Raw genomic sequence first — 25196 nt, 5'->3', positions numbered from 1 at the left:
CGGGCATTTTCTGCAAGAGGCCTCGCCTCGGGCGTGCCAGACCAGCGCCGTCAACGGGAACCTACGATGCGGAGTTCCGCGCATCGGATACGCAGTGCGAGAATAGAGTCCGTGCTATTCGGCTTGGATCGTGAGCAGTTAGCGCCACTCGCCAAACACCATTTGAATACGATTGAACGCTATACTCTGCATCGGCAGGGGCGCCGCATCCGGCGTAGGCAGAGGATATGGCGTCGATCGCGGCGCACTCGACGAATAGCAGGGTAGTCATCCGAAAGAGGTACTCAGTCCGGAGACAGCACCCTGAATGGCGGCGCTTCTGCGTGTTCGTCCGTCCGAACGTTCCTTAGAAAAGCAACCGGGATTTCGCTAGGCTCGTTTGCATCACTTCGAACGCAATATTGCACACCACGGGTTACATCTCTTCTGCTAGGAGGGGACGAATGGACGGCACGTCAGTATTGCACATCGATCGCAACCAGCTATTCCGCGAGGGGCTGCGCCGCATCCTGGATGACTCACCCTTCTTTGTCTGTCACGAAGCCGTCGGCTTCTCCGATGGCCTCAAGGAAGTCGCGGCGCAAAAGCCCGGGATCGTCATCATCGATACCAGCGGCTATGGCGAAGTCCTGCCCGAACTGATGCTTACCGCCCGCTCGGTTGTCGTCCCGCCCCGCGTCGTCGTGCTCACCGACAGCGTCGGTATCCCGCGCCTGGCCAGCGCGCTGAGCGCCGGCGTGGATGGCTATCTGCTGAAGGACATGTCGGCCGATGCGCTCAAGCAGTCGCTGCGCCTGGTCCAGATGGGCGAAAAGGTGTTTCCCACCGATCTGGCCCATCTTCTGATCAACAACCGGTTTGTCTCCCAGAGCAACGGCCATGCCGAGCGCAGCAGCGGACTGTCGGAGCGCGAAACCGAAATCCTCTCCTGTCTGGTCAACGGCCATTCCAACAAGGCCATCGCCAACCGGCTGCAGATCACCGAAGGCACCGTCAAGGTGCACCTGAAAGGCGTGCTGAAGAAAATCCACGTCAGCAACCGCACACAGGCAGCGATCTGGGCCCTGCAGAACGGCATCGTGGCCGATGTCGTGCCGGATAATACCCTGATCTCGCGGGCCTGAGCCGCTCAGCTCAGATCGTTAAGCCCGATCCACAGATCGATCGGGGTCGCCGCGCCGCCGGACGGCGACAGGACGCCGCTGGCCGACAGGCCGAAACCCGGATCGAGCAGGCCAATCCACTGCATCATGCTGTCGGCCGCAGAGCCGCTGCGCCCGTAAGGGTGGGTCGCCGCACCGCCAAAGCCGCCCATATTGCCCCAGCCCAGTCCGGTGCCGAGGCCGGTGGGCCAGCCGCGACCAGCCCGCGCACTCGATGTCACCGCCTCACCGCTGGGCAGGCGCAGGAAGGCCTGACCATTGCGGCGCGAAACATCCAGCAGACTGCCATCAGCGCCACGCACCAGGTTGCGCGGCCGGCTGCCCAGCAACTGGGCATTCAGAATCACCTGACGGGCGTCGAAGCTGATGCCGGGGCCGCCGCCGGATCCATAGGGCATATTGCCGGCCTGGGCCCGGGCGCCGCCGCCGGAGACCGCAAGCACTGCCGCCAGAACGAAGGCTCCAAGCAGCGCACGATGGGTAAAAGCAGGCGTCATGGCATGTCTCCCTATCTGGAAAAGGACAGTAAGGCCTTTGCAGGGCGACGTAAGGCCGGATGACGGCCCTGCCTCCTCTGCGCCACCGCTGGGCTTTAATTGCAAATTTTCATGCGCTCGAAAGAGGTATATCTACCTCTGATTTTGTCGTGGTCAGGCCATGGGCCGCGGCAAAAACCGCAACCGCCGTCCGATTCTGCATGCGCAATTTATGCGTCACCAGGTGAACCAGCGTCTTAACCCGGCTCTCGGCCAGGCCGCTGACCATGGCGATTTTCCGGTTCGATAATGCCGATCCGACATAAGACAGCATCTGTAATTCTTCCGGCGTCAGGTGCCCCACCACATCAAGGCGCAGGCGATCGGTCTTCAGGCTGTGCAGCAGTGTGTCCGAGACCGACATGTAACCCTTGATCGCCAGCTCGAGCATATCGACCGGGACATCGCCGTATTCTTCGCGCAGCAGCAGGCCGCAATTATTCTGCGCCCGGCTCACCACATCCAGCATCTGACTGTTCGACAGAATCACCACGGCACGCACGCCAGACAGCGTTTTCTGCGTCGATTCGAGCCGATGATCCCACAGCCAGATCAGATCGTCGGCTTCGATCAGAACGACATCGGCCAGCGCGCAGGTGCGATCGAAGGCATCGCCGATCCGGGGATCGATGATGCCGACCAACTCCCACTGCGTGAGCCGCGTCACTTCGTGATGCAGCGCCCATGCGAGATCGGACTTCCGTGAGGCGACGAGAACGCGTCGACCGGTGGACATTTTACTTCCCTGTTTTTGCCGATGTTTGCTGCGGAGGATCGAAGCGATCCTCCAGACACCACTCTTATATAGGGCGGCACAGCACTGATATCGCTTAGTACGCATGCTGCTGCAAAACAAACAAGGCATCGGCGGTAGCGCTCTACCCAGAGAGCGAAACAGCATCGCAGGCAGCATACCCCCTTTGCGCAGAAATCCGCCCGCCTGATTTCTTTCGTCGCCTGCCGCAGTCCCTATTGTGGCGAAACGAGATCACGGCGTTGGCGCAGACCACGAAATGCAAATTCGGTCGGGCGCCAATACCACAACAGGCGGGAGATAACGGTGCGCTCTTTACCTCTGATAGCCATAGCTGCCTTGTCGCTGAGCGCCTGCTCCGCCCAGGGCGTCTATTCCAAGCAAGGCGTGCGGCCGGCCTACGGGTTGCCTGTCACCAACAACGACACGCCGTATTCGCAGTGCCTGACGGCGCTGGCCAGGCTGCCGGGCAACAACCTGCCGGTGTTCACGGTGGGCGAAGTGGCCGACAAGACCGGCCAGGTCGACCGCTCCAACAACGGCGCCGTGGTCAGCCAGGGCATCACCGAGATGATGATCAGCGCGTTCTACAAGACGCGCCGGGTCTACCTGGTCGAGCGCTTCGACCTGCGCATCCCGCTGGCCGAGGCCCGCATGGTCGAGCAGAAGCTCGCCGTCGCACCGGCCCAGACCGCGGCTCCGATCCGCGCCAGCAACTTCGTCGTCATGGGGGCGCTGACCGAGCTGAACTACAACATCGTCAGCGAAGGCGCGCGGCTCTCGGTCAGCGGCATCGGCGGCGGTGCGCGCACGGTGGTGATCAATGTCGGCCTCGATATCCGGGTCGTCAATTCGCAGAGCTTTGACGTCCGTTATGTCAGCTCGCTGCAAAAACAGATTTTTGGTTATGAGGTCGAAGCAAACGTCTTCCGTTTCTTCGGCTCAAGGCTCGTCGAGTTCGACGCGGGACGTATTCAAAACGAACCGCTGCAGCTCGGTGTGAGGTCCGTCGTCGAAATGGCCGTGTACCAGATCATGACGGATTATATGGGTCTGCCGACCTCGGCCGAGTGCCAGCTCGAACGGACTAGCTACGCAGAAGAGTCCCTGTCGAAACCCAAAGGAGAGACCAAATGAAGCGCACTCTGAAAGCTGGCCTTCTGGCCAGTGCATCCCTGGCCGCCATCACGCTGATGATCGCCAGCCCCGCCCAGGCCTTCGACGATGTCGATTGGAAATGGGATCTCAGGATCAATGAGCACATCAATACCAATGTGAGCGTTGATGTGAACATCGACCCGACCGGTCTGGTCCTGGTGGAAAGCCAGCAGATCAACATCGGCGATGTGAGCTCGAAGTCGATCGTCAGCGGCATCTACAACTACCAGCCGTCGACCGGCGGGACCGTGGATCTCGGCACGACCGACATCCAGTTCCATTATGGCATTGGCGGCGTCCTGATCGAGGACGGCTTCAAGAGCCCGAACGTGACGGCTGCCGGCGTCAACGAAACCGACCAGCCGCCGAATATCAACGGCACTGTGACGGCGACCGTTGACCTGGGCACTGTCGAAGTGCCTGCCGTTACCGCCCTGAATGCCGAAGCCAATCTGCCTTCGGTCATCAGTGCTGCCACGGCCGTCGGCAACAACCTGAGCGTGGCGTCCGAAGTCGGCGTGCAGCTGCATGTCGGCCAGTTCGCCTTCGGTGATGGCAACAGCAGCCCGAGCATCAATGGCTTTGGCGGCGGCGGCAACCACCACCACAACAGCAGCGACAATTCCAACCTGACCCTGTCCGACACCCTGACCAATCTGGTCATGGGCGGCGATCTGGTGAAGGCGAATATCTCTGCCAAGTCGAAGGTGACGGACATCCTGAACGCCACTGTCGACAGCTCGGCCACTGCGGTCGGCAATAACCTCAGCGTCTCGGTCGAGCCCATCTCGCCCCAGAACGCCATGGTCATCGCCGACATCACCCAGTTCGCCTACGCCGATGTGACGGCGAAGTCGAAGGTGTCCGGTGTGTCGATCAATAACTACACCGGCCTGGGCAGTCTGACTCGCCCGGTCGTGAACTCGGTTGCGACTGCGGTTGGCAACAATGCCTCCGTCTCGGTCAAGACCCCGGTGGTTGCGGCTCCGTAACCATCGTTGGTGGCGGGAGAGAGGGTGGTCCCCCTGCCTTCTCTCCCCCTGCCGATACCGTTCCTCTTATCCATGGAGACTGTCATGTTCTGGACCAATCTCTCGTCCCTTGCCGTACTCACCGTACTGGCATTCGCAAGCCAGCCCGCCACGGCCCAGCAGATGGGTCGCGAGGGTTACAACTTCCCTGTCCGCGCCCCCAGCATGTCCGCGCAGTTCGAATTCCAGGAGCGTATGCAGGCCAGCAGCAGCTCGTCCAGCACCGCTGCCGGCATGGGCGCGCTGAACCAGTATGTCACCCAGTACAATTCCAGCTCGACCGCCATCGCCAACATGAATCAGGTCAACCAGACCGTGAATGGCGGAACGGCGACGGCGACCGTATCGGCCGATCAGTCGAGCACCGGCAACCAGGATTCTTCGGCCAGCACCAAGGCCAAGATCGACAATTCGGTTGTCATCAACAAGACCACCAACAACACCCAGCCGTAAGACAGCGCGGCAGGGAGATCGGTCATGCACGGGCGCTGGATGCAGGCCATGGCGCTTTATGCGATCTCCCGCCGCTGCCTGGGTGTCGACGGGGCGCCGGCGGAAATCCGCCAGGCGAATGCCAGGCCGGTCTCGCCAGCGCGGGTCACGATGCTGGCGCAGGCCGCCAATGTCGGCGATGCCCGCGCGCAGTATATGCTCGGCGTCCTGGGTCTGGTGGGGAAACTGGGCGCGACCGGCCGGCGCAAAGCGCATGCCCTGCTGGCCGCCGCCGCCATGCAGAACCATGCCGGCGCCTGCTTCGTGCTCGGCATCCTGCACCAGAAGGGCGCGCTGATCCCGGTCAATCCGGTGAAAGCCGTCCATCTGTTCCAGAAGGCCGCGCGCCATGGCCATGCCCGGGCGCAGAATGCGCTGGCCCAGCTCATGCTGGCCGGCAGCGGCACCCCGCGCGATGTTGCCGGTGCCATCGCCCTGTTCGAAGTCGCCATCGCGCAGGATCTGCCCGAGGCCAAGGCCAATCTCGGCGCGCTCTACATCCACGGCTATGGCACGACGGAAAAACTGGAACGCGGCATTGAACTGCTGCGGGCAGCCGCCACCAGCGGCGTAACCGAAGCCCAGCATTATCTGGCCTGGCTGTATCAGACGGGACTGCGCCTGCCGCAGGATACCGATGCGGCACGCCTGTGGTATGGCATGGCGGCCGACCAGGGCAAGATCAAGTCGCAATACTATCTCGCCATTCTGCTGCTGCGGCAGAGCAATGAATGCTACGACCCCGTGACCGCGCTGAAATGGCTGCTGGTCGTGGCCACCGGGCTCGATCCGGTGCTGAAGGAAGCCGCAGGCAAAGCCATCAACACTCTGACGCCGCAGCTCTCGGCCGATGCCGTCGCCAGCGCCACCGATGCCGCCCTGCAATGGCTGCATCGCCACAAGGCCCAGGAGAAGGCGGCGTGGACGCCGGTAAAGCAGCAATGACGGACGCCCCCGGTCCTGCATCGCGCGCATCGCGGGCCCGCATCGCCACGGGCAGCCGGCTTGCCGGACTGGTTCTGATCGGTCTGGTGGCCGGCTGCTCGCCCCTGCTGCCGCTGCTGGGCGCGGCGCTCGGCGGGTCTGACGGCAATGCATCGCGGCTGAGCGGGCCGTTTGCCGGCGCGCCTTCGGCGGCCCAGAACCGGCGCCCGGCGGAGTCTTCCGTCGGCGACGGGGTGGCCAATATCGACGACCGGGTGAAACAGGTCTGCCTGGCGCAGCTGCCGCCGCCCGAGCCGGCGCCGACCAGCGGCTGCAGTCCGCGCGATGTCTGCCTACCGGGCAGCGAGCGGCCGTTGCGCATGCGGGTCTGCGCTGCCGTTGTCGCCAGCGACGCCGCGCTCTTGGTGCCGACCCCGCCCAATCGCGACTGGCACTGGTCCGGCGAGGCCGCAGTGCCGTCCGGAAATCTCTGAAGCCGGCCATCGTCATCCCCGTGAAAGCGGGGATGGCCGGACCAGTCGTGCTTATCGCGCCTTGCGTTTGACCTTGGCGCCTGTCGCCGCTTTCTTCATGGCTGGTTTCTTCGGCACAGCTTTCTTCACAGCTTTCGTCTTGACTGAAGACTTCACCGGCTTCGCGGTGCGCCGCACCGCGGCCAGCGCGTCGCGCATCCAGTCGCGCAGCTCGTCGGCATCCATCAGCACGTCTTCGGGCAGTTCGTACCAGCGCGGGATCGCGCGCTGCTCGCTCTTGCGCGTATAGGTGAACGGTCCCATCCCCGCCGCCGTGAAACGCGGCCGGGTCTGGTCGTCGACCACGAAATACAGCGTGTTGCGCAGGATCACGGCGAACAGCTCGCCGTCGATGCGCAGGCCGCTGCCGCCGAACAGCCGTTCGCGCTGGACCGCGCCCATGCCGGTCGCCCGCATGCCGTCGAGCACGTATTCGACAAAGCCGCTGTCCGATGCCACCGGCACCTCCTTGAATTCAGGCTACTGTTCATTATATGTTCTGTTTTCGCTGTTGACCATTGTGAATCGCAGGGCGGGAAGCACGAAACGTCTGTCGCGTCAGAAACCGGGACAGAATGGGACGGAATTGGCTCTCCATGGGCCGCAATTGGCCTCCAATGGGACGCGATCGGCTCCGAACGGGACCGAATGGGCCCTGCACGGGCCCCACTTGGCCCGCAATCGGCCCTGGCAGGCGCCAACCGGTCCTTGCAGATCAACAGCTTGTCGGGAAAATGTCAGCCGCGGGCGGTGCGACGGGCCAGTTTGTGGCTGTACATCATCTGGTCGGCGGCGGCCAAAGCGGCGCCGGGGTCCTCGCCGGGCTTGAGCGGATAGACGCCATAGGCGGCATCCAGCGGCAGCGACTTGCCCTCCCAGTGCAGCGGCCGGCGGCGGATCGCATCGGCCAGCTGGTCGGCCTTCTCGCGGCCCTGCTGGGCATCGGTCTCGCTCAGGATCACGCCGTATTCGTCGCCGCCCAGGCGCGCGACGCTGTCGACCTCGCGGGTGTTGTCGATCAGCACCTGGCCGACCTGGATCAGGGCGGCATCGCCGGCGGAATGGCCATGCTTGTCGTTGATCTCCTTCAGGCCGTTGAGGTCGAAGTAGATCAGGCAGGACGGCCGGTTGTAGCGTTCGACATGGGCCATGGCGCGGCTCAGCTCGCGCACGAAAGCCCGGCGGTTATACAGCGGCGTCAGCGTATCGCGGTCGGCCAGGCGCTCCAGTTCGGCCAGGCGGTGACGCGTACGGTTGAGTTCGGTGCGCAGTTGGTCCACCTCGCCCATCAGCCGCATGATGGCGTCGCGCACGCGCGGCGTCAGTTCGACTTCGGGGATGCCCATGACGGTGGCGGTGGCGCCGGGATCGGCCACCGGCTTGACGCTCGCGGTGACCGCGCCGCCCTGCGGCGTCACCGGGCGCATGGCTCCGCCCGACGATCCCACAGGAGTCGTCGTCAGAGGCGAGCTCAGCCCGATCGGTCGGCGGTCTTCGATTTTCGCCATGCCTGCTTTCTCCGCCGCCCCTTCTGGTGCGGCAGCCTGCGCTATTTCTGCCGCAGGCAGCGTTAACAAACCATGGATCGGCCGGGCTGACCACCATGGCCGCACCCGGGGCGGCAACCGCCGCTTTACAGCCCGACCCCGCTCCCTATAATCCGCCGCTTTCCGCGACATGGAGTAAAACGATGGCGCCGCGTCAGGGTTCGCCGGCCACCCGGAAGTCTTCCGGGAAATCCCAGCAGAAGCCGCTGGTGGGCATCATCATGGGCAGCCAGTCCGACTGGGCCACGATGGAACATGCCGCCCAGGTGCTGGCCGCGCTGGGCGTGCCGGCCGAGCATCGTATCGTTTCGGCCCATCGCACCCCGCAGCGCCTCTATGATTATGCCCATGCGGCGGCCGGTCGCGGCATCCAGGTGATTATCGCCGGGGCCGGCGGTGCCGCCCATCTGCCGGGCATGGCCGCTGCCATGACGCATCTGCCGGTGCTGGGCGTGCCGGTGGAAAGCAAGGCGCTCAAGGGCCTCGACTCGCTGCTCTCGATCCAGCAGATGCCGGGCGGCATCCCGGTCGGCGCGCTGGCGGTCGGCAAGGCCGGCGCCATCAATGCCGGGCTTCTCGCGGCCGCGATCCTGGCGCTGAACGACGCGGCGCTGTCGAAGCGCCTGCAGGCCTGGCGCGCCAAGCAAACCAAGGCGATCAAGATCGCGCCGGTATCGGAGAAGAAAAAGAAGTGAGCCATATCGCGCCGAGTATTGCTCCTGGCAGCACCATCGGCATTCTCGGCGGCGGCCAGCTCGGCCGCATGCTGGCGATTGCTGCCGCCCGGCTGGGTTATCACTGCCATGTCTTTGCGCCGGAGGCCGATCCGCCGGCCGCCGAAGTGGCGGCGAAGATCACACGCGCCGATTACACCGATGACGCAGCGATGGCCGCCTTCGCCATGGCCTGCGCCGTCGTGACCTATGAATTCGAGAATATCCCGCTCGATCCGGTGGCAAAGATCGCCAAGCTCGTGCCGGTGCGGCCCGGCACCGAAGCGTTGCGCATCACCCAGGATCGCATCTTCGAGAAAGAGTTCTGCAACGGCCGCGGTATTGCCACCGCGCCCTGGCGCAAGGTGACCAGCGTCGCCGAGCTGGAATCCGCCATCGATGCACTGGGCCTGCCGCTGGTGCTGAAGACCTGCCGCATGGGTTATGACGGCAAGGGCCAGGTGAAAGTGGCAAAGCGCGAAGAGGCCGCGGCCGCTTTCGCCGCGCTGAAATCAGATCACCTGATCGCCGAAGGCTTCGTGTCCTTCCGGCGCGAACTGTCCGTCGTGCTGGCGCGCGGCCTGGATGGCAGTATCGTCTCCTGGGGTCCGGTGGAGAATATCCACCGCAACCATATTCTCTGGCGCACCCATGTCCCGGCCGTCATCAGCCCCGACCTCGCCGCCCAGGCCGAGCGCATTGCCGCCAGCCTGGCCGAGGGGCTGGATTACGTCGGCGTGCTGGCGGTCGAGCTGTTCGACTGCGGCGACCGGATCCTGGTCAACGAGATGGCGCCGCGCGTCCACAATTCCGGCCACTGGACCCTGGACGCCGCCACCACCTCGCAGTTCGAGCAGCATATCCGGGCCGTCTGTGGCCTGCCGCTGGGCTCGGGCGAGCGGCTCTGCGACGCCGTCATGGAGAACCTGATCGGCGACGAAATCGATGCCTGGCCCCGCCTGCTGGCCGAACCGGACACAAAACTGCACCTTTACGGCAAGGCCGAGGCCCGTCCGGGCCGGAAAATGGGCCATATTAACCGCCTTTACCCCAAGGGCCGGGCCCCACAACCATAAGTCTGGCGGAAAGCAGCCAATTCCCCTTGGCGGCGGGCGTCCCAACGTCTATAGTAAGGTTAATAGGAATTAACCAAGACCGCCGAGAACGGTGGTCTTGCCGGCCCCGCGCCAGAATGCGCCACGGTCCGGTGAGGTAGACGATCATGGCGATCGAGAGTGCAGTTTCCGGCGTAGGCTCCTTCCAGCCCCGGACCCAGAGCAGTTCAAGCAGCGGCACCGATAACCGGGCCGTGCAGTTCTCGCTGGACAGCGCACCGGCTACGGAAGCTGCTGCGCCGCAGATCATTCTGCCCAATTCGACCGCCGCGAAGATCAACTCCTACCAGCAGGCCAGCGCGCTCGCTAACGAGACTTCGAGCAGCTTCAGCGCGTCGGATACCAGCAGCGAAACCGTTTCTGCCCCGCGCTCTGAGCCCGGCCAGAACAATGTCTCGGCGCTGAACTACAGCGCCAGCGGTGCTGCCAATTCGCCCAGCAGCGCCAGCCAGGCCGGTCGCCTGGTCAGCCTCTCGGTCTGATCCCGCCTGACAATTTGAGCCTTTAGGCCCGCCGCAGGTTGCGGAACGGGTTCGGCAGTCTGTCGACCAGCTTGCCGAGCTTGCCCTTGGCCTGCTGGATTTTCATGACATCGCCCAAGCGGCGGTCGAGAAACGCCGCCGTGGCGGCAAAGCCTTCCGACTTGTCGTCCAGCCAGTGCAGCAGGGTTGCACCATAGACGCCGGCCAGCAGCATGCGCTTGGTGTAGAAGTTGAAGTCTGTGGCGGTGTCGCCGGCCGCATACCAGATCGCATCTACCGTGCGGTAAAGTTGCCGCAGCGCGCGCGGCGCATGGGTTGGCAGGACTTCCAGGGCCAGTGCACGCCGCACCGCCTCGCGGTGAGCGGCCACCAGTTCCAGCCGCACCAGCACCGCCGTCTTGACCCGGTCGCGCACCTTCATCGCCGCGAGGTCGCGGCTTTCCAAGGCATGCAGCATGGCCCGGTCGGTCTCCGCCACCCAGAAATCCAGCGCCTCAGCCGCGCCGCCGGGAAAGGCCCGCGCCACCATCGCCGCATCCTGGCCGCTGTCGCTGGCCGCCTGCATCAGGGCCCTGGCAGTCCAGCCATCGAAGGCGATATGCGGCAGCAGCGCCGCCAGCAGGGCGCGTTTTTCGGTCAGAAGATGCCCAGAAAGATTTTCAGTTTCGCTCATTCTTCCTGCTCCTCGGCTCGCAGGCTGGCACGGTGGCGCAGCTCGCTCTCGAATACCAGATCCTTCAGGTCGTCCATGCGCTGGGGATAGAGAATGCCGTCCAGATGATCCAGCTCGTGCTGCACCACCCGGGCATGCCAGCCGCCCACCTCGCGCGCCAGCTGCTGGCCGTCGGGCAGCGTGCCCTCGTAGCGGATGCGCGTATAGCGCGGCACCAGGCCGCGCAGCCCCGGCACCGACAGACAGCCCTCCCAGGCCATGTCCTGCTCCTCGCCCAGCGGCTTCCAGCGTGGATTGACCAGGGTGACCAGCTCGCGCTCGCCATTACCCTCGTCCGGGGTCAGGAAAACCGCCACCCGGAGCGGCACATGCACCTGTGGCGCCGCCAGCCCCTGACCGGGGGCATCGATCATGGTATCCACCATGTCGGCGATCAGCTGGCGGATTTCCGGGGCCGTCGGGTCGGGGACCGAGTCGGCGGGCCGGGCCAGAACCGGATGCCCCATCTTCGCGATCTTCAGAATAGCCATGACCCGAGCCTAGGCCAGCCGGACGGGCCGGCCAAGCCGCCAGAAGACTTATTTCCATCAAAGGCTTAACACTGGGCAAGATTCCCGCCGGCTTATCCACAAAGCCGCTTCACAAAGCCCTGCCCCCATGCTAGAACCCGCCACCTGCCGGGGCTCGCGCCCCGCAACCGAATTTCTATTGCCACTCCCGAAAGGATGGGACCCGACGTGCAAGTCCTGGTTCGCGACAACAATGTCGATCAAGCCCTGAAGGCGCTGAAGAAGAAGATGCAGCGCGAAGGCATTTTCCGCGAGATGAAGCTGCGCGGCCATTACGAGAAGCCGTCCGAGCGCCGGGCCCGTGAAAAGGCTGAAGCGATCCGTCGCGCCCGCAAGCTGGCGCGCAAGCGCGCCCAGCGCGAAGGCTCGGTCTGAGACCACGTCTCTAGACACGCATCGAACGAAGCCGCCGCAAGGCGGCTTTTTTCATGGCGGTTTTTCAATCTCTTTTGGCCTAGACTACGCCATCAACAGCAAGGGAGCTCGGCGGCTTGCATCAGAATGAGCTGCTCCTGCAGGGCCTCGACCACCTCGACCAGGGTATCAGCGTCTTCGACAGCGCCCTGAAGCTGGTGGCCTGCAATCGCCGTTATCTCGAACTGCTCGACTTCCCACCGCATTTCGGCACGCCGGGTACATCGGTCGAGACCTTTTACCGCTTCAATGCCCAGCGCGGCGAATACGGCCCCGGCGACCCGGAAACCCAAGTGCAGGACCGCATCGCGCTGGCTGCGCAATTCCACCCGCATCAGATCGAGCGGGTGCGCCCCAACGGCGTGGTGCTCGACATCCGCGGCACACCCTTGCCCGGCGGCGGCTGGGTCACGGTCTACAGCGACATCACCGAACGCAAACAGGCTGAAGCGGCACTGCTGCGCGCCCAGAGCGATCTGGAGCGCGCTGTCCAGAATCGTACGGCTGAGCTGCGCGACAAGAACCAGCTGATGGATGTGGTGGTGGCCAATGTCAGCCACGGCATCAGCCTGTTCGATACCGAACTGCGGCTGCTGGTCAGCAACGATCTTTTCCTCAGGCTTTTCGACCTGCCGCCGGAACTGGGCCAGCCCGGAACGCCCTTCGAGGCGTTGATGCGCTGGAATGCCGAGCATGGCGAATATGGCCCCGGCGATGTGGAAGAGATGGTTGCCGAACGTGTGGAACGCGCACGGGAAATGACGCCGCACCGCATGCAGCGCACGCGCCCGAACGGCCGGATTATCGAAGTGATCGGCACGCCGGTCCCCGGTGTCGGCTTTGTCACATCGTATTCCGACATCACCGAACTGCGTCGTGTGCAAGACCAGCTGCGCGACCTGGCCCATACGCTGGAAGCGCGTGTCGACGAGCGCACGGTGGCGCTGACCAAATACATCGCCGAACGCGAAGCCACCGAGCGCGAACTGCTGCATGCCAAGGAAATGGCCGAAGTGGCCAATCGCTCGAAAAGCGCCTTCCTGGCCAATATGAGCCACGAATTCCGCACGCCGCTCAATGCCATTATCGGCTTCTCAGAATCGCTGCTGGCTGGCTATTTCGGCCAGATGACACCGAAACAGCGCGAGTATGTCGACGATATCCACAAGTCCGGCGAACATCTGCTGCAGCTGATCAACGACGTTCTGGATCTTGCCAAGGTGGAAGCCGGTCGCATGGAGCCGCATATCGAGGCGCTCGATCCCCGGCATGTGGTGATCGACAGCCTGGAAATGATGCGCCTGCAGGCCGAGCGCGCCAATGTCGACCTCAGCACCACCGTGCCCGATGGCCTGCCGCTGCTGCATGCAGACGAACGCATGCTGCGCCAGATGCTGCTGAACCTGCTGAGCAATGCGGTCAAGTTCACGTCGGCCGGCGGCAAAGCCTGGGTCGCCGTCACGTTGCGCGACCAGGTGCTGCATATCGCCGTGCATGATACCGGCGTTGGCATGGCGCCACAGGATATCCCCAAGGCCCTGGCGCCGTTCGGTCAGGTCCGCGGCGTGCTGAGCCGCGATCACCAGGGCACGGGCCTGGGGCTGCCACTGGTAAAATCCCTCGCTGAACTGCATGGCGGCCACCTGACTCTGCAATCAGAGCCCGGGAAGGGCACCGTGGCGACCATCAGTCTGCCGCTGCGGCGGGTAGACAGCGCCAGGTCGGAGCAGAAAAGCGCCTGATCGTCAGGGACAGGCCGCACGCGCCGCGCGCTGCAGGCTGGCATAATGCTGCGGCGTCTCGTCCCTGCCGCTGAGCGAGATGAGGAAAGCCAGCAGATCGTCGGCCTCGCCCGCGCTCAGGCGCAGCGGTTTCAGGATCGCCTCGCCATCGGCATGCAGCCGGTCTTCGTCCAGGTCGGAGTAATGCATCACCACATCGCGCAAGGCCGCCTTGCTGCCGTTATGCATGTAGGGCGCGGTGGCGGCCAACTGGCGCAGGCCCGGCACCTTGAACTCACCCCAGTTGCGATGGAATTGCGTCACATGCCGCACCGGCACGGCGGCAGCGCCATCGGGGTCGTCGTTATAGGATCCGAGTAGGTTGAAGCGATTGTCCTTCAGCCGGGCAATGCCCTGATGCCGGCCGGGATCGACGCGCTTCGTCGAACCGCTGCCGACGAAGAACGGCAGGCCGGTATCGTGGAACTCGCCATTGGTGAAGGCCGGCCCGACATGACAGGTGGCGCATTGGCCCCGCCCGATAAACAGTGCCAGGCCACGCTGGGCCGGCGGCGGATACAACGCCATGGCCGCACGGTCATTGGCCGCCAGCGCGTCGCGAAAATCGTCAAAGGCTGTGCGCGCGGTGACCAGGGTCTCCTGGAATGCAGCCAAAGCCTTGGCCGCCAGCACCAGCAGCGTCTCGTCATCGAGTGCAGCGGCATCGGATTGCACGGCCCGGGCCAGACAGGCCAGTGGCTTGTCCTCACGCAGCAGCCGGGCCGTCGCTGCGGCTGATCCTCCCATTTCCTCGGGTGCAAGAATGGGGCGAATGGCGGCAGCCCAGAGGCTGTCGCTGGCCCCGTCCCAGCCATGCCAGCGCTGCAGCCGCGCATTGAGCAGACCCGGTGCGTTGCGATCCAGCAACTGCATGCCCAGGCTCTGCGGCCGTCCGTCGCCCCAGCCTTTATCGGGCTGATGACAGCTCTGGCAGGAAATATCGCCGCGCGCCGACAGGCGCGGTTCGCCAAACAGCACAGCGCCGAAACGGATGGCTTCGGCATTGCCCGACAGGCGATTGGTGCGATCCGGCGGCAAGGCCAGCGGCCAGGGCCCATGAGACAGAATGCGGCGGACCAGCGGGGCGCTGTCGAAGGACGGCAGATCGGCAGCGATCGCCGCCATGCTGCCCAGCAGTATGCAGAGGCCAGCCAGAACCGCGCGGATCATTGCGCGTCGTAGCGGAAGGTCAGCCTTTCGGAAGCGCCGACACCGGCGAAGTCGAAGCTGAACTCCCATTCGCCCGGCATATGCAGCAGCAGACCTTCGGCGCGATAGACGCCCCAGTCCTTCTTGATGATCTTGGGCGTGTAATTCATGCCATGACGGTGCGCCGGCATCTGCGCATCGACCTGGGTCATCCGTGGCAATTCGGCCATGCGGGCATCACAGATCCAGATATCCAGCGCAAAGGGTGTGTTCAGCGGAATCGGCGCCGGATCGGACAGCGCGATCACCTTAAAGCGCGGCCCTTCGACGATCCGGGCGTTGATCGGGATATCGGCGCAGGCCAATGCCGGGCCGCCGGCCAGAACCAGCAGCACCGCCAGAGCCACTGGCCGCAGCAACATCGGACTCACTGCCCCTTGAATCCGGTGCGCGCGAACAGCGCCTCGGCATTGCGATAGGCGATCTTTTCCGCCAGCGGCACCGGCAGGTCGACCAGCCAGCCGCGCGACCATTTGGCGTGTTCCTCGATATAATGCCAGCGCTCGGGCGTGAAGGTATCAGTGCCGACCATGAAGCGGTCGGGGAAAGCCTCGAACAGGGCGCGCCAGGCGGCATCCACCTTGCCCTGGCTCGCATGATCGTTGCGGAAGGCCAGATCGGCCCAGAGATTGGGATGGCGTTCCAGCAGGGCACGCACCGCATCGGGGCGGTCGAAGCCGGAATGGGCCCAGAGGATCAGGGCATCCGGATCCTGCCTGAACATCCGTTCGACCGCATCGGCATCGCTATGGGCATGCAGGAACAGCCTGTTCTGCTTGGCCATCTGCACCATGCGGCGCGGCACCGGCAGATCGGCATCGGCACCATAGAGGTGGAATTCGCCGATCCCGACATAGCGGTACTGCGCCAGCCGTGCCTCCAGATGGGTGACGATGGTGTCGTCGCGGAACCAGGTGCTGAGTTCGCCACGGCTGCGATAGGGCCGCAGGACCGGCACGATCAGGTCGGGCGCCGCCTTGTAGAGCCGCTGGGTGCCCTCATCGCTGGAACTCGATACCGCCACCTTGCGCAGGTTGGAGCGACGGAGGATGGCAATAGCCTCCTCCGTGGGTACCGAGATCCAGGCATCGTGGCTGTAATGCACATGAGCATCGATCAGCGGCATCACGGCCGGCTGGGCCTGGACCGCCAGGCTGGCGGTCATGATCGCGGCAAAGGCAAGAAGGCTGGGTCGAATCATCGGTCGCTCCGGTTGGCCGGGGCAGTTTATGCCAGAACCGGGCCTTGGGCACGGTAACAAAAACGACAGCGGCCCCGCAGGTTAATGCGGGGCCGCCGGGTTTTTACTGCAGGATGCCGGGATTACTTGCCCCAGACTTCCTCGGCCAGCTCGACGATCATGCGCAACTTGGCCCACTGCTCCTCTTCGGCCAGCACATTGCCCTCTTCGGTGCTGGCAAAGCCGCATTGCGGGCTCAGGCAGAGCTGGTTGAGGTCGGCATATTTGGTCGCCAGCTCGATGCGCTTCCGGATGTTGTCCTTGGTCTCCAGCTGACCGGTCTTGGAGGTCACCAGGCCAAGGATGACCTGCTTGTCGCCCTTGGGCAGGAAGCGCAGCGGCTCGAAGCCGCCCGACCGCTCATTGTCATATTCCATGAAGTAACCGTTGACCTTGATCTTGTCGAGCAGCACTTCGGCCACCGGCTCGTAGCCACCCTTGGAAATGAAAGTGGAGCGGAAATTGCCACGGCAGAGATGCATGGTGATCTGCATGTCGGCGGGCCGGTCGGCGATGGCCGTATTGATCATCTCGGCGTATTTCATCGGCAGGCTTTCCGGATCGTCGCCGCGCTGGCGCGACAGCTCGATCTGTTCCGGATCGCAGAGATAGGCCAGGTTGGTTTCATCGAGCTGCAGGTAGCGGCAGCCGGCCGCGGCGAAATCCTGGACGGCCTTCTTGTAGGCCTGACCGAGGTCTTTGAAGAAATCATCCAGGTTCGGGTAGATGTCCTTGCTGATGGCGTTCCGGCCACTGCGGAAATGCAGCACGCTGGGCGACGGGATGGTCATCTTCGGCGTCGCCTTGGCATGCGCCTTGAGGAACTTGAAGTGATCGACCATCGGATGGCCGGAATAGCCGATCTTGCCGGTGACCCGCACACCTTCGGCACGGGTCTGCACGCCGGAGAACTGGATGCCCTTCTCGGCCGAGGTGTAATACTCCACGCCATCCAGACCACCGAGGAAGTCGAAATGCCACCAGGAGCGGCGGAATTCGCCGTCGGTGATGCTCTGCAGGCCGACATCCTGCTGTTTTTTAATGACCTGCTCGATGGCCTTGTCCTCGACCGCTTTGAGCTGGTCGGCGCTGATCTTGCCGTCCTTGCGCTGGGCGCGGGCTTCCTTCAGTTCCTGCGGGCGCAGCAGGCTGCCGACATGGTCGGCACGGAACGGCGGCTTCTGGCGTTGCATGTTTCTCTCCCTCTTCAATGAACTCAATGGGCAGTATCGGATACCGAGAGCCAGCCCTCAAGCCGCGACGGATCGGCCCGCAATTCGGCGCTGTCGGCGGCATGCACAATGCGGCCACGCTCCAGCACCACCACGCGGTCGGTGATGGCCAGCAGTTTCTTGGCATTCTGTTCGACGATGATCGCCGACAGCCCTTCTTCCCGTGTGATGCGACGCAGGGCCGCCAGCAGTTCCTCGACGATGATCGGTGCCAGGCCTTCCAGCGGCTCGTCCAGCAGAACCAGCTTCGGGTTCAGCATCAGGGCGCGGCCGACGGCCAGCATCTGCTGTTCGCCGCCCGAGAGCTGGTTGCCCATATTGCGGCGGCGCTCGGCCAGGCGCGGAAACATCTCGAAGACGCGATCCATGCCCCAGGGCCCCGGTCGCGCCACCGCGGTGAGGTTTTCCTCCACCGTCAGCGAGCGGAAGATATTGCGCTCCTGCGGCACCCAGCCCAGGCCGGCGACGGCACGGCGATCCGAGCGCAGGCTGGTGATATCCTGACCGCCCAGACCGATGCGACCGCCACGATAACGGGTGGCGCCGACCAGCGTGTTGATCAGCGTGGTCTTGCCGGCGCCGTTGCGACCCAGCAGGGCCAGCGACTGGCCGGCTGCCAGGCTGAACGTAACGCCATCCAGCACGATGGCTTCGCCATAGCCGGCGCGCAGGTCCTCGACCACCAGAAGCTCAGACATCGACCAGCTCCTCGCCGAGATAGACTTTCTTGACGCGCGGGTCGCGGGCGATCTCGGCGGCCGGACCTTCCACGAAAAGACCGCCATTCACCAGAACCGAGATCGTTTTGGCGAAGCGGAACACCAGCTGCATGTCATGCTCGATCAGCACCAGCGAGACCGCGGCCGGCAATGCCGCGATGACATCGAGAATCTGGTGCCGCTCGGTTTCCGGCACGCCGGCAGCGGGTTCATCCAGCAGCAGCACGGCCGGTTTGGCCGCCAGCGCCACGGCGATTTCCAGCAGGCGCTGCTTGCCATAGGCGATCGTCTCGGTGCGCTGGTCGCGCACATCGATCAGGTTCAGTTGCAGCAGGAGGGCTTCCGCCTCGTCGACCAGATCGCGGCGCTGCCCGACCGGGCGCCACCAGCCGGTCGCGGCACCCTCGCGCTCGGCGATTGCCAGCACGATATGCTGCAGCGGCGTGAGATCGGCGAACAGCTGGTTGATCTGGAAGGTCCGCGCCAGGCCGCGTTTGACCCGCTTGTAGGGCGGCAGTGCGGTGATGTCTTCGCCTTGCAGCAGGACGCGGCCCGAGGTGGGCTGCAGCACGCCGGTGAGCAGGTTCACAAACGTGGTCTTGCCGGCGCCATTCGGGCCGATGAGCGCATGGCGCGCCCCGGCCGGCAGCGAGAAGCTGACATCATTGGTGGCGACCAGGCCGCCGAAAGCCTTGCGCAGAGCCTGGGTTTCGAGGACGGCGCTCATTTTGCACCGCCTTTCCCGAACCGGGCAAACACCCATTCGCGGCCGGACTGCACGAAGCCGAGGATACCACCCTTGCCGAACAGCACGACGGCAACCAGCACAAGGCCAAGCCAGAACTGCCAGTATTGCGGCGTGATGGCAGCCAGGAAGTCATACATGAACTTGAAGATGATCGAACCGATAACAGCGCCCCAGAGCTGGCCGCTGCCGCCCAGCACGAGAATGAGCATGGCGTCGGCGGAGCGGTGGAAATCGAGAACATCGAGCGAGACGAACTGCGAGGTCTGCGCCAGCAATGCGCCGGCGATACCGGCATAGACGGCGGCGATGGTGTAGATGGTCACCAGCCGCAGGTTGGTCGGCACGCCCATCGCGCCGGTGCGCAGGTTATTGCCCTTGATGGCGCGCAGCAGCAGGCCGAAAGGCGAATTCACCAGCCGGCGCGCAATGTAGAACAGAATGAACAGCACGGCGAGGCTGTAGCCGTAGGCCGTCTTGCCGAAGATATCGAACTCGAACAGGCCCAGCACCGGGCCCATGGTCACGCCGGTGAGGCCGTCGGCGCCGCCGGTGATGCTGCTGAACTTGTTGGCCAGTTCGCGCAGGATCAGCGCCACGCCCAGCGTGACCATCAGCTTGGTGAGATCCGAACCGCGCAGCAGCAGGAAGCTGGTGACGAAACCGAGCAGGCCGGCCGCAATACCGGCCACGAACAACCCGGCGATGGGATCGGTGAAGCCATGCTTGCCCAGCAGCCCGGCAACATAGGCGCCCAGGCCGAAAAAAGCGCCGTGGCCGAGAGAGACGATGCCCGCATAGCCCAGGATCAGATCGAGCGACAGCACGAACAGCGCAAGGATGGCGATCTCGTTCAGCAGCAGCACCTTGCTGGGGGCCAGCCAAAACAGACTGACCGCAACAAACCAGAACAGGATTTCCAGCAGGCGCCAGCGCGCCGGCGCCAGCAGGACGCCGGTTGCCGTGGCGGTGTCGGGTCTGAAGTAAGACAGCAGAGCGGACATTACAGGGCCTCAGCGCGCATTGGCACGGCCGAACAGGCCCTGCGGCCGCACGATCAGCACAACCACCATGATCGTGTAGATGATGAAGCTGCCCACGGTGGGCACATAATATTTGCCGGCCACATCGGCGATGCCGAGCAGAATCGAGGCCAGCAGCGGACCGGTCAGCGTGGTGGTGCCGCCGACACTGATCACCACCAGGAAATAGATCATGAATTTCAGCGGGAATGTCGGGTCCATGCCGAGGATCTCGGCGCCCAGCACACCACCCAGTCCGGCAAGGCCGGAGCCGAAAGCAAAGGTAAAGGTGAAAATGAGATTCACATTGATCCCCAGGCCGCGGGCGACGCGGGCATCATCCACAGCGGCGCGCAGCTGGCTGCCGAAGCGGGTACGGGACAGGATCAGCTGCAGGGCAACCGCCAGCACCAGACAGATGGCGATGACAAACAAGCGATAAACGCCAAAATTCACGCCGAAGAAATCGATGCGGCCACGCAGGGACGGCGGCAGGGTGATCAACTGCTGCTGTGCGCCCATGAAATAGTCGATCGCGGAAACCGCCATGAACACCAGGCCGATGGAAAACAGAACCTGGTCGAGATGGCTCTTCGTATAGAGGCGGGCATAGAGCGTCCGCTCCAGCACAGCGCCAAGCGCCGCAGATACCAGGAAGCCGGCAGGAATGCAGAGAAAGAAGGAAACTCCGAAACGATTCATCAGCACGACGGTGAGATAGCCGCCAGCCATGGCGAAAGCGCCATGGGCAAGGTTGATGAAGTTCATCAGGCCCAGCGTCACCGACAGGCCGCAGGCCAGCACGAACAGCACCATGCCATAGGCAAAGCCGTCGAAGAGAATTGTAAGCACACCGATCTCTTTTTTAGAGGGGGTCTCTTTCGAAAAACGGCCGGCGGGATGAGCCGCCGGCCGCTGTTACGTCAGGCAGGTTCGCTCAGCGGGCCTTGATGTTCGGAATGTTTGCGAATTCGACGTTGTAGAGTTCGCCATTCACCTTCTCGACCTTGCGGATATAGACCGTCTGGGTCACATCGCGCGTTTCCGGATCAATGGTGACCGGACCGCGCGGGCTGGTCCAGCTCTGGCCCTTCATGGCTTCCAGCAGCTTGGTGCCGTCGGTGTCGCCATTGGTCTTCTTCAGCGCCTGGTAGATCAGGTGCATGCCGTCATAACCGCCAACGCCATGGAAGTTGGCGCGAAGGCCGGTGGCCTTCTTCATGCCTTCGACCACCGCCTTGTTTTCCGGCGAATTATGCGCCGCCGAATAATGGAAAGAAGTGACGACACCCAGGGCCGCATCGCCCATGCCGTTCAGGATGTCGTCATCCGTCACGTCGCCGGTACCGATCAGCCGGATACCGTCCTTGGCGAGCTCACGCTCTGCGAACTGCTTCATCACGGCCGAGCCGATGCCCGAGGGAACGAAGACGAAGAGCGCATCCGGCTTGGCATCCTTGGCGCGCTGCAGGAAGGGTGCAAATTCCGGATTGGCCATCGGCACGCGCAACTCGGCCAGCACTTCGCCGCCGGCCTTGGTGAAGCCTTCCTTGAAGGCCTTTTCGGCATCGAGGCCCGGGCCGTAATCGGCAACCAGCGTGACCACCTTCTTGATGCCGTTCTTCGCAGCCCAGTCGGCCAGCGGCGCGGTAACCTGCGGCAGGGTGAAACCAGTGCGCACGATATAGGGCGACTGGGCCGTGATCATCTGCGTGGCGGCAGCCATCACGATGGTCGGGATCTTGGCCTGGGTAGCAATCGGCGCCGTGGCCAGCGCCAACGGGGTGAGACCGAAGCCGGCCAGCACGGTGACCTTCTCGTTGACCACCAGTTCCTGCGCGATGCGCTTGGTAACATCGGCGACGCCGGTATCGTCCTTGACGATCAACTCCACCTTCTTGCCGGCAACCGTATCGCCATTCTGGGCCATGTAGAGTTTGGCCATGCCTTCGATCTGACGACCGGTCGAGGCGAAGGGCCCGCTCATCGGCAGGATCAGGCCGATCTTAACCGTCTGCTGCGCATAGGCGCCAGCGGAGGCGAAAATGCCGAGCGCCGTGGTGGCAACAGCGGCAAGAAGATGTCTGCGGTTCATTGGTTTCCTCCGGTTTTTATTTTTTTGATGCCTCGTTCGGTATTCGCACACGAGTACACCTGTCCAACACTTGTCACGGACTTTGGCGAAACGCCCAAAAGATGCAAGTGGAATCTAGAATCATTTTACTTCAGAACCCATGAGCCGCCTGCATCACTGATCGGCACGCCAGGCCGTGTCGATAACCACGCCGCCCTGAACCGCACGAGAGACGCAGGCACAGACCCGATGATTCTCCTGTTTCTGGGTTTCGCTCAGGAAAACGTCACGATGGTCGAGCATACCTTCCACAGCAACGACATCCACCGCACACAAACCGCATTCGCCGCGGCGGCATTCCGACATCACCTCGACGCCAGCGGCCTCCAATGCATCGAGCATCGACAGGTCCTGCGGCACAGTGATTTCCAGGCCCAGCCGCGGCACCTTCACCCAGAAACTTTCGCTGGCCTGCAGGCCGCCACTGCCGAACGTCTCGAACCGCAAAGCCGCAAGCGGACGACCGAGCGACGTCCATGCCGCACGCAGACCGGCCAGCAGCCGCGCCGGTCCGCAGAAATAGATATCGGTATCGGCCGGTACGGCAGCCAGGGTCGCCATCAGGTCGAGGCGCTGGCCTTCATCGGAGACGAACACCTGCAGCCGATCGCCCAACTGAATCTGCAATTCGGTCGAGAATGCCAGTTCGTTACGACTGCGGGCGGCATAGAGCAGGCGGACGTCGGCTCCGCGCTGCACCAGAGCCTGCGCCATACCGGTCAGCGGTGTGATGCCGATGCCGCCAGCGATCAGCAGGTATCGCGGCGCATCGAACTGCAGTGGGAAATGATTGCGCGGTGGGGCGATCTTCAGCTTCGCACCCGGCAACAGGTTATGCAGTGCTGCCGATCCGCCGCGGCTGGAATCGACCTTCTTCACCGCGATACGATAACAACGCCGGTCGGGCAGCCCGACCAACGAATAGGACCGCACATCCGGACGGCCGTTGATCTCAACGGCGATATTGATATGGCTGCCGGGCTCGTAAGTCACGGCCGGCCCATTCTGCGGTACAATCTCGAACAGGCGAATTGTCGGACTCAGGTCCTGCGTCGCGGCCAATTCGGCATTGATCCAGGCGTTTGATATCTGCATGGCGGGTCCGTATCAGGCGTTTTGACGGATCAGCGCCATGCCAGGCACCATGTCCCGCACCGTCTGATGCTCCAGAGCAACAACAAGATTGCGGCGAGCGACACGCGAATGTTCGCGCATCAACGCCTCGGCGCGCGTACCTTCGCGGCGCTCGATAGCTTCCACCACACTACGATGCTGTTCCTGGGCTACCAGCAGAATAGCACGCGACTCCGGCAACACGGCCTGCACCTCGACAAAGGCACTGGGCGAGGCAAATGGCAGGGCCGATGCACGCTCGATCTGGCGCGCCACCACCCGGCTGCCCGACAGGTGGATGAGCAGCTGATGGAACCGCTCGTTCAGCTCGACATAGTCAGAGAAGGTATCCCCGCCATGCTCACCCTGTACCAGACCGTCCAGCTTGCGCAGGCAGCCCCTGATCTCGCCCATCTGTCCCGGACTGGGGCCGCGTTCCGCCGCCAGTCGCGCCGCCAGCCCCTCCAGAGTGCCACGCATTTCGATGGCGTCGAAAATATCGGCCTCGGAAAAATGCCGCACCATGTAGCCGCCGGATGGCAGCATTTCCAAGAGACCCTCTTCTTCCAGTCGCACCAGCGCGGTGCGCACCGGCGTGCGCGATACGCCGAGCCGGTCGACAACCGCAAGTTCCGACAGCCGCTCGCCCGGCTTCAGCTCGCCGCTGAGGATCAGTTCGCGCAAAGACAGGATCGTCTTGAGGGACTGCGACATCTTTATTCGGCCGCCGCTGAAAAAATCCGCGCTTGTTCGGCGGCGATCATATGATCGATCTTGCGGCGCGCCCACATCGAGCCGGCATCGATATTCAGGTTGTAGAACAGTCGGCCAGGATTGGCATTGATGGCTTTCTGCTGCGCTTCCAGGATGATCTCGTCCTCGCGGAAGATGCCCGAAACGCCTTGGCGCAATTCCGTGGTCAGGCTCTGCTCACTGAGCCGGTAGTTACGGGCAAAGGCCCAGAAGTAATGACAGGTGGTGGCGGTTTCCGGCGTGATGGTATTCAGCACCTGCCCATTGACGCCGTGGCTGCGATCCCCCTCGGGCGCGCCGCTACCGGCGGGGGCTACCCCGACATCGATCACCACGGTGCAAGGCGCCTCGAAGCGGATGATCTGCCAGCGATCGACCCGGCCGGGCTTGCCCAGTTGCCGCGCCCAGAAAGGCGGTGCCTCGATATCGCGCATCCAGCGGGTGACCGTGGCGAAGCGTTCGCCATGGGTGACATCGAAAGGCGCTTCCGCAACAGCGCGGTTGCCGATGCTGGAGCCATGCACGAAGGTCTCATGCGTCAGGTCCATCAGGTTATCGACCACCAGCCGGTAATCGCAGGCCACCTGGATCAGTTCACCATCGCCGGCCCAGGCCGGATCGTGGTTCCAGTGCAGGTCAGGCACCAGGGCCAGATCGGCGAGCGCCGGATCGCCCATCCAGATCCACACGAAGCGGTGCTTCTCGAGCACCGGATAGCTGCGCACACAGGCCGAGGGATTGATGGTCTCCTGCGACGGCATATGGGTGCAGCGCCCACGCGCATCGTAGACAAGGCCGTGATAGCCGCAGACCAGGCTGCCATCGGGTTGCAGATGGCCCTTCGACAATGGCAGCAGGCGATGCCAGCAGGCATCTTCCAGCGCGACCAGACGATCATCGGGCTGGCGGTACAACACCAGCGCCTGACCGCAGATGGTGCGCGGAAACAGGCTGCGCTTGATCTCGTGATCCCAGGCCGCCGCATACCACGCATTGCGTGGCCAGGGCTGGCTGCCGGCATCCATCGTGAAAGGCTGAGTGCTGGCCATTCCGACGTCTCCTCCTCAATTCTTCCATCATGTATACAGCAAGTGGATAAATTGAACAAATTTTCACCTATTGTTCTAATATTATTGTCATTATG

The 25196-nt window shown here is 63.6% G+C and carries 29 protein-coding genes; 11 read left to right on the top strand and 18 right to left on the bottom strand.

The features are described from left to right. Positions 1-443: 443 nt before the first annotated feature. Positions 444-1124 (top strand): LuxR C-terminal-related transcriptional regulator, encoded by a 681-nt coding sequence (locus AC1ROB_RS09570; RefSeq protein WP_492971413.1) that lies wholly within the window; start codon positions 444-446, stop codon positions 1122-1124. A 5-nt stretch (positions 1125-1129) separates the two neighbouring features. On the opposite strand, the gene AC1ROB_RS09565 is transcribed toward AC1ROB_RS09570, so the two are convergent. Both AC1ROB_RS09565 and AC1ROB_RS09560 read right to left on the bottom strand, forming a co-directional pair. Beyond that, entirely contained in the window at positions 1130-1660 is a 531-nt protein-coding gene (locus tag AC1ROB_RS09565; protein WP_492971414.1) for a hypothetical protein, read from the bottom strand. Between the two features lie 109 nt (positions 1661-1769). Continuing rightward, on the bottom strand, positions 1770-2435 hold the full coding sequence (locus AC1ROB_RS09560; RefSeq protein ID WP_492971415.1) for a LuxR C-terminal-related transcriptional regulator: 666 nt from the start codon (positions 2433-2435) through the stop codon (positions 1770-1772). Between the two features lie 357 nt (positions 2436-2792). Here AC1ROB_RS09560 and AC1ROB_RS09555 point away from each other — a divergent pair, with 357 nt between their 5' ends. From AC1ROB_RS09555 to AC1ROB_RS09535, 5 genes are all read left to right on the top strand, one after another. Beyond that, positions 2793-3590 carry a CsgG/HfaB family protein gene (locus tag AC1ROB_RS09555; RefSeq protein WP_492971416.1) on the top strand — a complete coding sequence of 266 codons (798 nt, stop codon included), beginning with the start codon at positions 2793-2795 and terminating at the stop codon, positions 3588-3590. Next, on the top strand, positions 3587-4603 hold the full coding sequence (locus tag AC1ROB_RS09550; RefSeq protein ID WP_492971417.1) for a hypothetical protein: 1017 nt from the start codon (positions 3587-3589) through the stop codon (positions 4601-4603). The genes AC1ROB_RS09555 and AC1ROB_RS09550 overlap by 4 nt, the downstream gene beginning before the upstream one ends. Positions 4604-4687: 84 nt before the next feature. Beyond that, entirely contained in the window at positions 4688-5095 is a 408-nt protein-coding gene (locus tag AC1ROB_RS09545; protein ID WP_492971418.1) for a hypothetical protein, read from the top strand. A gap of 24 nt (positions 5096-5119) precedes the next feature. Further along, positions 5120-6079: a tetratricopeptide repeat protein gene (locus tag AC1ROB_RS09540; protein WP_492971419.1), complete on the top strand. Its 960-nt coding sequence runs from the start codon at positions 5120-5122 to the stop codon at positions 6077-6079. Then, positions 6076-6552: a hypothetical protein gene (locus AC1ROB_RS09535; protein ID WP_492971420.1), complete on the top strand. Its 477-nt coding sequence runs from the start codon at positions 6076-6078 to the stop codon at positions 6550-6552. Before AC1ROB_RS09540 ends, AC1ROB_RS09535 begins: the two co-directional genes overlap by 4 nt. A 51-nt stretch (positions 6553-6603) precedes the next feature. Here AC1ROB_RS09535 and AC1ROB_RS09530 read toward each other — a convergent pair whose 3' ends face one another. Next, entirely contained in the window at positions 6604-7050 is a 447-nt protein-coding gene (locus AC1ROB_RS09530) for a TfoX/Sxy family protein (protein ID WP_492971421.1), read from the bottom strand. A gap of 278 nt (positions 7051-7328) precedes the next feature. Then, positions 7329-8099 carry a GGDEF domain-containing protein gene (locus tag AC1ROB_RS09525; protein WP_492971422.1) on the bottom strand — a complete coding sequence of 257 codons (771 nt, stop codon included), beginning with the start codon at positions 8097-8099 and terminating at the stop codon, positions 7329-7331. 182 nt (positions 8100-8281) lie between these two features. On the opposite strand from AC1ROB_RS09525, the gene purE reads away from it, so the two are divergent. The 3 genes from purE to AC1ROB_RS09510 all read left to right on the top strand — a co-directional run bounded on the left by purE (position 8282) and on the right by AC1ROB_RS09510 (position 10448). Beyond that, positions 8282-8833: a 5-(carboxyamino)imidazole ribonucleotide mutase gene (purE, locus tag AC1ROB_RS09520; protein ID WP_492971423.1), complete on the top strand. Its 552-nt coding sequence runs from the start codon at positions 8282-8284 to the stop codon at positions 8831-8833. Next, entirely contained in the window at positions 8830-9927 is a 1098-nt protein-coding gene (locus AC1ROB_RS09515; RefSeq protein ID WP_492971424.1) for a 5-(carboxyamino)imidazole ribonucleotide synthase, read from the top strand. The genes purE and AC1ROB_RS09515 overlap by 4 nt, the downstream gene beginning before the upstream one ends. Positions 9928-10073: 146 nt before the next feature. Then, the gene (locus tag AC1ROB_RS09510) at positions 10074-10448 is read left to right on the top strand and encodes a hypothetical protein (protein WP_492971426.1); all 375 of its coding nucleotides are present in this window, start codon (positions 10074-10076) and stop codon (positions 10446-10448) included. A gap of 22 nt (positions 10449-10470) precedes the next feature. On the opposite strand, the gene AC1ROB_RS09505 is transcribed toward AC1ROB_RS09510, so the two are convergent. Continuing rightward, positions 10471-11121, bottom strand: coding sequence for a COQ9 family protein (locus tag AC1ROB_RS09505; RefSeq protein ID WP_492971427.1), 651 nt, complete (start codon positions 11119-11121; stop codon positions 10471-10473). After that, the gene (gene def, locus AC1ROB_RS09500) at positions 11118-11651 is read right to left on the bottom strand and encodes a peptide deformylase (protein WP_492971428.1); all 534 of its coding nucleotides are present in this window, start codon (positions 11649-11651) and stop codon (positions 11118-11120) included. The genes AC1ROB_RS09505 and def overlap by 4 nt, the downstream gene beginning before the upstream one ends. A gap of 207 nt (positions 11652-11858) precedes the next feature. Between def and rpsU the strand changes: the two genes are divergently transcribed. Further along, complete coding sequence (gene rpsU / locus AC1ROB_RS09495; RefSeq protein WP_492971429.1) at positions 11859-12065, top strand: 30S ribosomal protein S21; 207 nt, start codon at positions 11859-11861, stop codon at positions 12063-12065. 116 nt (positions 12066-12181) lie between these two features. Beyond that, the gene (locus tag AC1ROB_RS09490) at positions 12182-13846 is read left to right on the top strand and encodes a sensor histidine kinase (RefSeq protein ID WP_492971430.1); all 1665 of its coding nucleotides are present in this window, start codon (positions 12182-12184) and stop codon (positions 13844-13846) included. Positions 13847-13849: 3 nt separating this feature from the next. On the opposite strand, the gene AC1ROB_RS09485 is transcribed toward AC1ROB_RS09490, so the two are convergent. From AC1ROB_RS09485 to AC1ROB_RS09430, 12 genes are all read right to left on the bottom strand, one after another. Continuing rightward, positions 13850-15055 carry a cytochrome-c peroxidase gene (locus AC1ROB_RS09485; protein WP_492971431.1) on the bottom strand — a complete coding sequence of 402 codons (1206 nt, stop codon included), beginning with the start codon at positions 15053-15055 and terminating at the stop codon, positions 13850-13852. Beyond that, entirely contained in the window at positions 15052-15456 is a 405-nt protein-coding gene (locus tag AC1ROB_RS09480; RefSeq protein WP_492971432.1) for a hypothetical protein, read from the bottom strand. Before AC1ROB_RS09480 ends, AC1ROB_RS09485 begins: the two co-directional genes overlap by 4 nt. A gap of 5 nt (positions 15457-15461) precedes the next feature. Continuing rightward, positions 15462-16295 (bottom strand): amidohydrolase family protein, encoded by an 834-nt coding sequence (locus AC1ROB_RS09475; protein ID WP_492971433.1) that lies wholly within the window; start codon positions 16293-16295, stop codon positions 15462-15464. A 122-nt stretch (positions 16296-16417) separates the two neighbouring features. Beyond that, on the bottom strand, positions 16418-17527 hold the full coding sequence (locus tag AC1ROB_RS09470; RefSeq protein ID WP_492971434.1) for a 5-methyltetrahydropteroyltriglutamate--homocysteine S-methyltransferase: 1110 nt from the start codon (positions 17525-17527) through the stop codon (positions 16418-16420). A gap of 23 nt (positions 17528-17550) precedes the next feature. Beyond that, complete coding sequence (locus AC1ROB_RS09465; RefSeq protein ID WP_492971435.1) at positions 17551-18264, bottom strand: ABC transporter ATP-binding protein; 714 nt, start codon at positions 18262-18264, stop codon at positions 17551-17553. Next, positions 18257-19012 carry an ABC transporter ATP-binding protein gene (locus AC1ROB_RS09460; protein WP_492971436.1) on the bottom strand — a complete coding sequence of 252 codons (756 nt, stop codon included), beginning with the start codon at positions 19010-19012 and terminating at the stop codon, positions 18257-18259. Before AC1ROB_RS09460 ends, AC1ROB_RS09465 begins: the two co-directional genes overlap by 8 nt. Further along, positions 19009-20034, bottom strand: coding sequence for a branched-chain amino acid ABC transporter permease (locus AC1ROB_RS09455; protein ID WP_492971437.1), 1026 nt, complete (start codon positions 20032-20034; stop codon positions 19009-19011). The genes AC1ROB_RS09460 and AC1ROB_RS09455 overlap by 4 nt, the downstream gene beginning before the upstream one ends. A 9-nt stretch (positions 20035-20043) precedes the next feature. After that, positions 20044-20904 (bottom strand): branched-chain amino acid ABC transporter permease, encoded by an 861-nt coding sequence (locus AC1ROB_RS09450; RefSeq protein ID WP_492971438.1) that lies wholly within the window; start codon positions 20902-20904, stop codon positions 20044-20046. Positions 20905-20989: 85 nt separating this feature from the next. Next, positions 20990-22147, bottom strand: a complete 1158-nt coding sequence (locus tag AC1ROB_RS09445; protein ID WP_492971439.1) for an ABC transporter substrate-binding protein — start codon at positions 22145-22147, stop codon at positions 20990-20992. Positions 22148-22300: 153 nt separating this feature from the next. After that, the gene (locus AC1ROB_RS09440) at positions 22301-23281 is read right to left on the bottom strand and encodes a PDR/VanB family oxidoreductase (RefSeq protein ID WP_492971440.1); all 981 of its coding nucleotides are present in this window, start codon (positions 23279-23281) and stop codon (positions 22301-22303) included. A 12-nt stretch (positions 23282-23293) separates the two neighbouring features. Further along, on the bottom strand, positions 23294-24013 hold the full coding sequence (locus AC1ROB_RS09435) for a GntR family transcriptional regulator (protein WP_492971441.1): 720 nt from the start codon (positions 24011-24013) through the stop codon (positions 23294-23296). Positions 24014-24015: 2 nt separating this feature from the next. Beyond that, positions 24016-25101: an aromatic ring-hydroxylating dioxygenase subunit alpha gene (locus AC1ROB_RS09430; RefSeq protein ID WP_492971442.1), complete on the bottom strand. Its 1086-nt coding sequence runs from the start codon at positions 25099-25101 to the stop codon at positions 24016-24018. Positions 25102-25196: the final 95 nt, after the last annotated feature.

This window comes from Ferrovibrio sp. GW821-FHT12F09, from assembly GCF_058806775.1.
The sequence above is the reverse complement of the archived record's forward strand: the minus strand, read 5'-3'. Positions and strand labels throughout refer to the sequence as shown.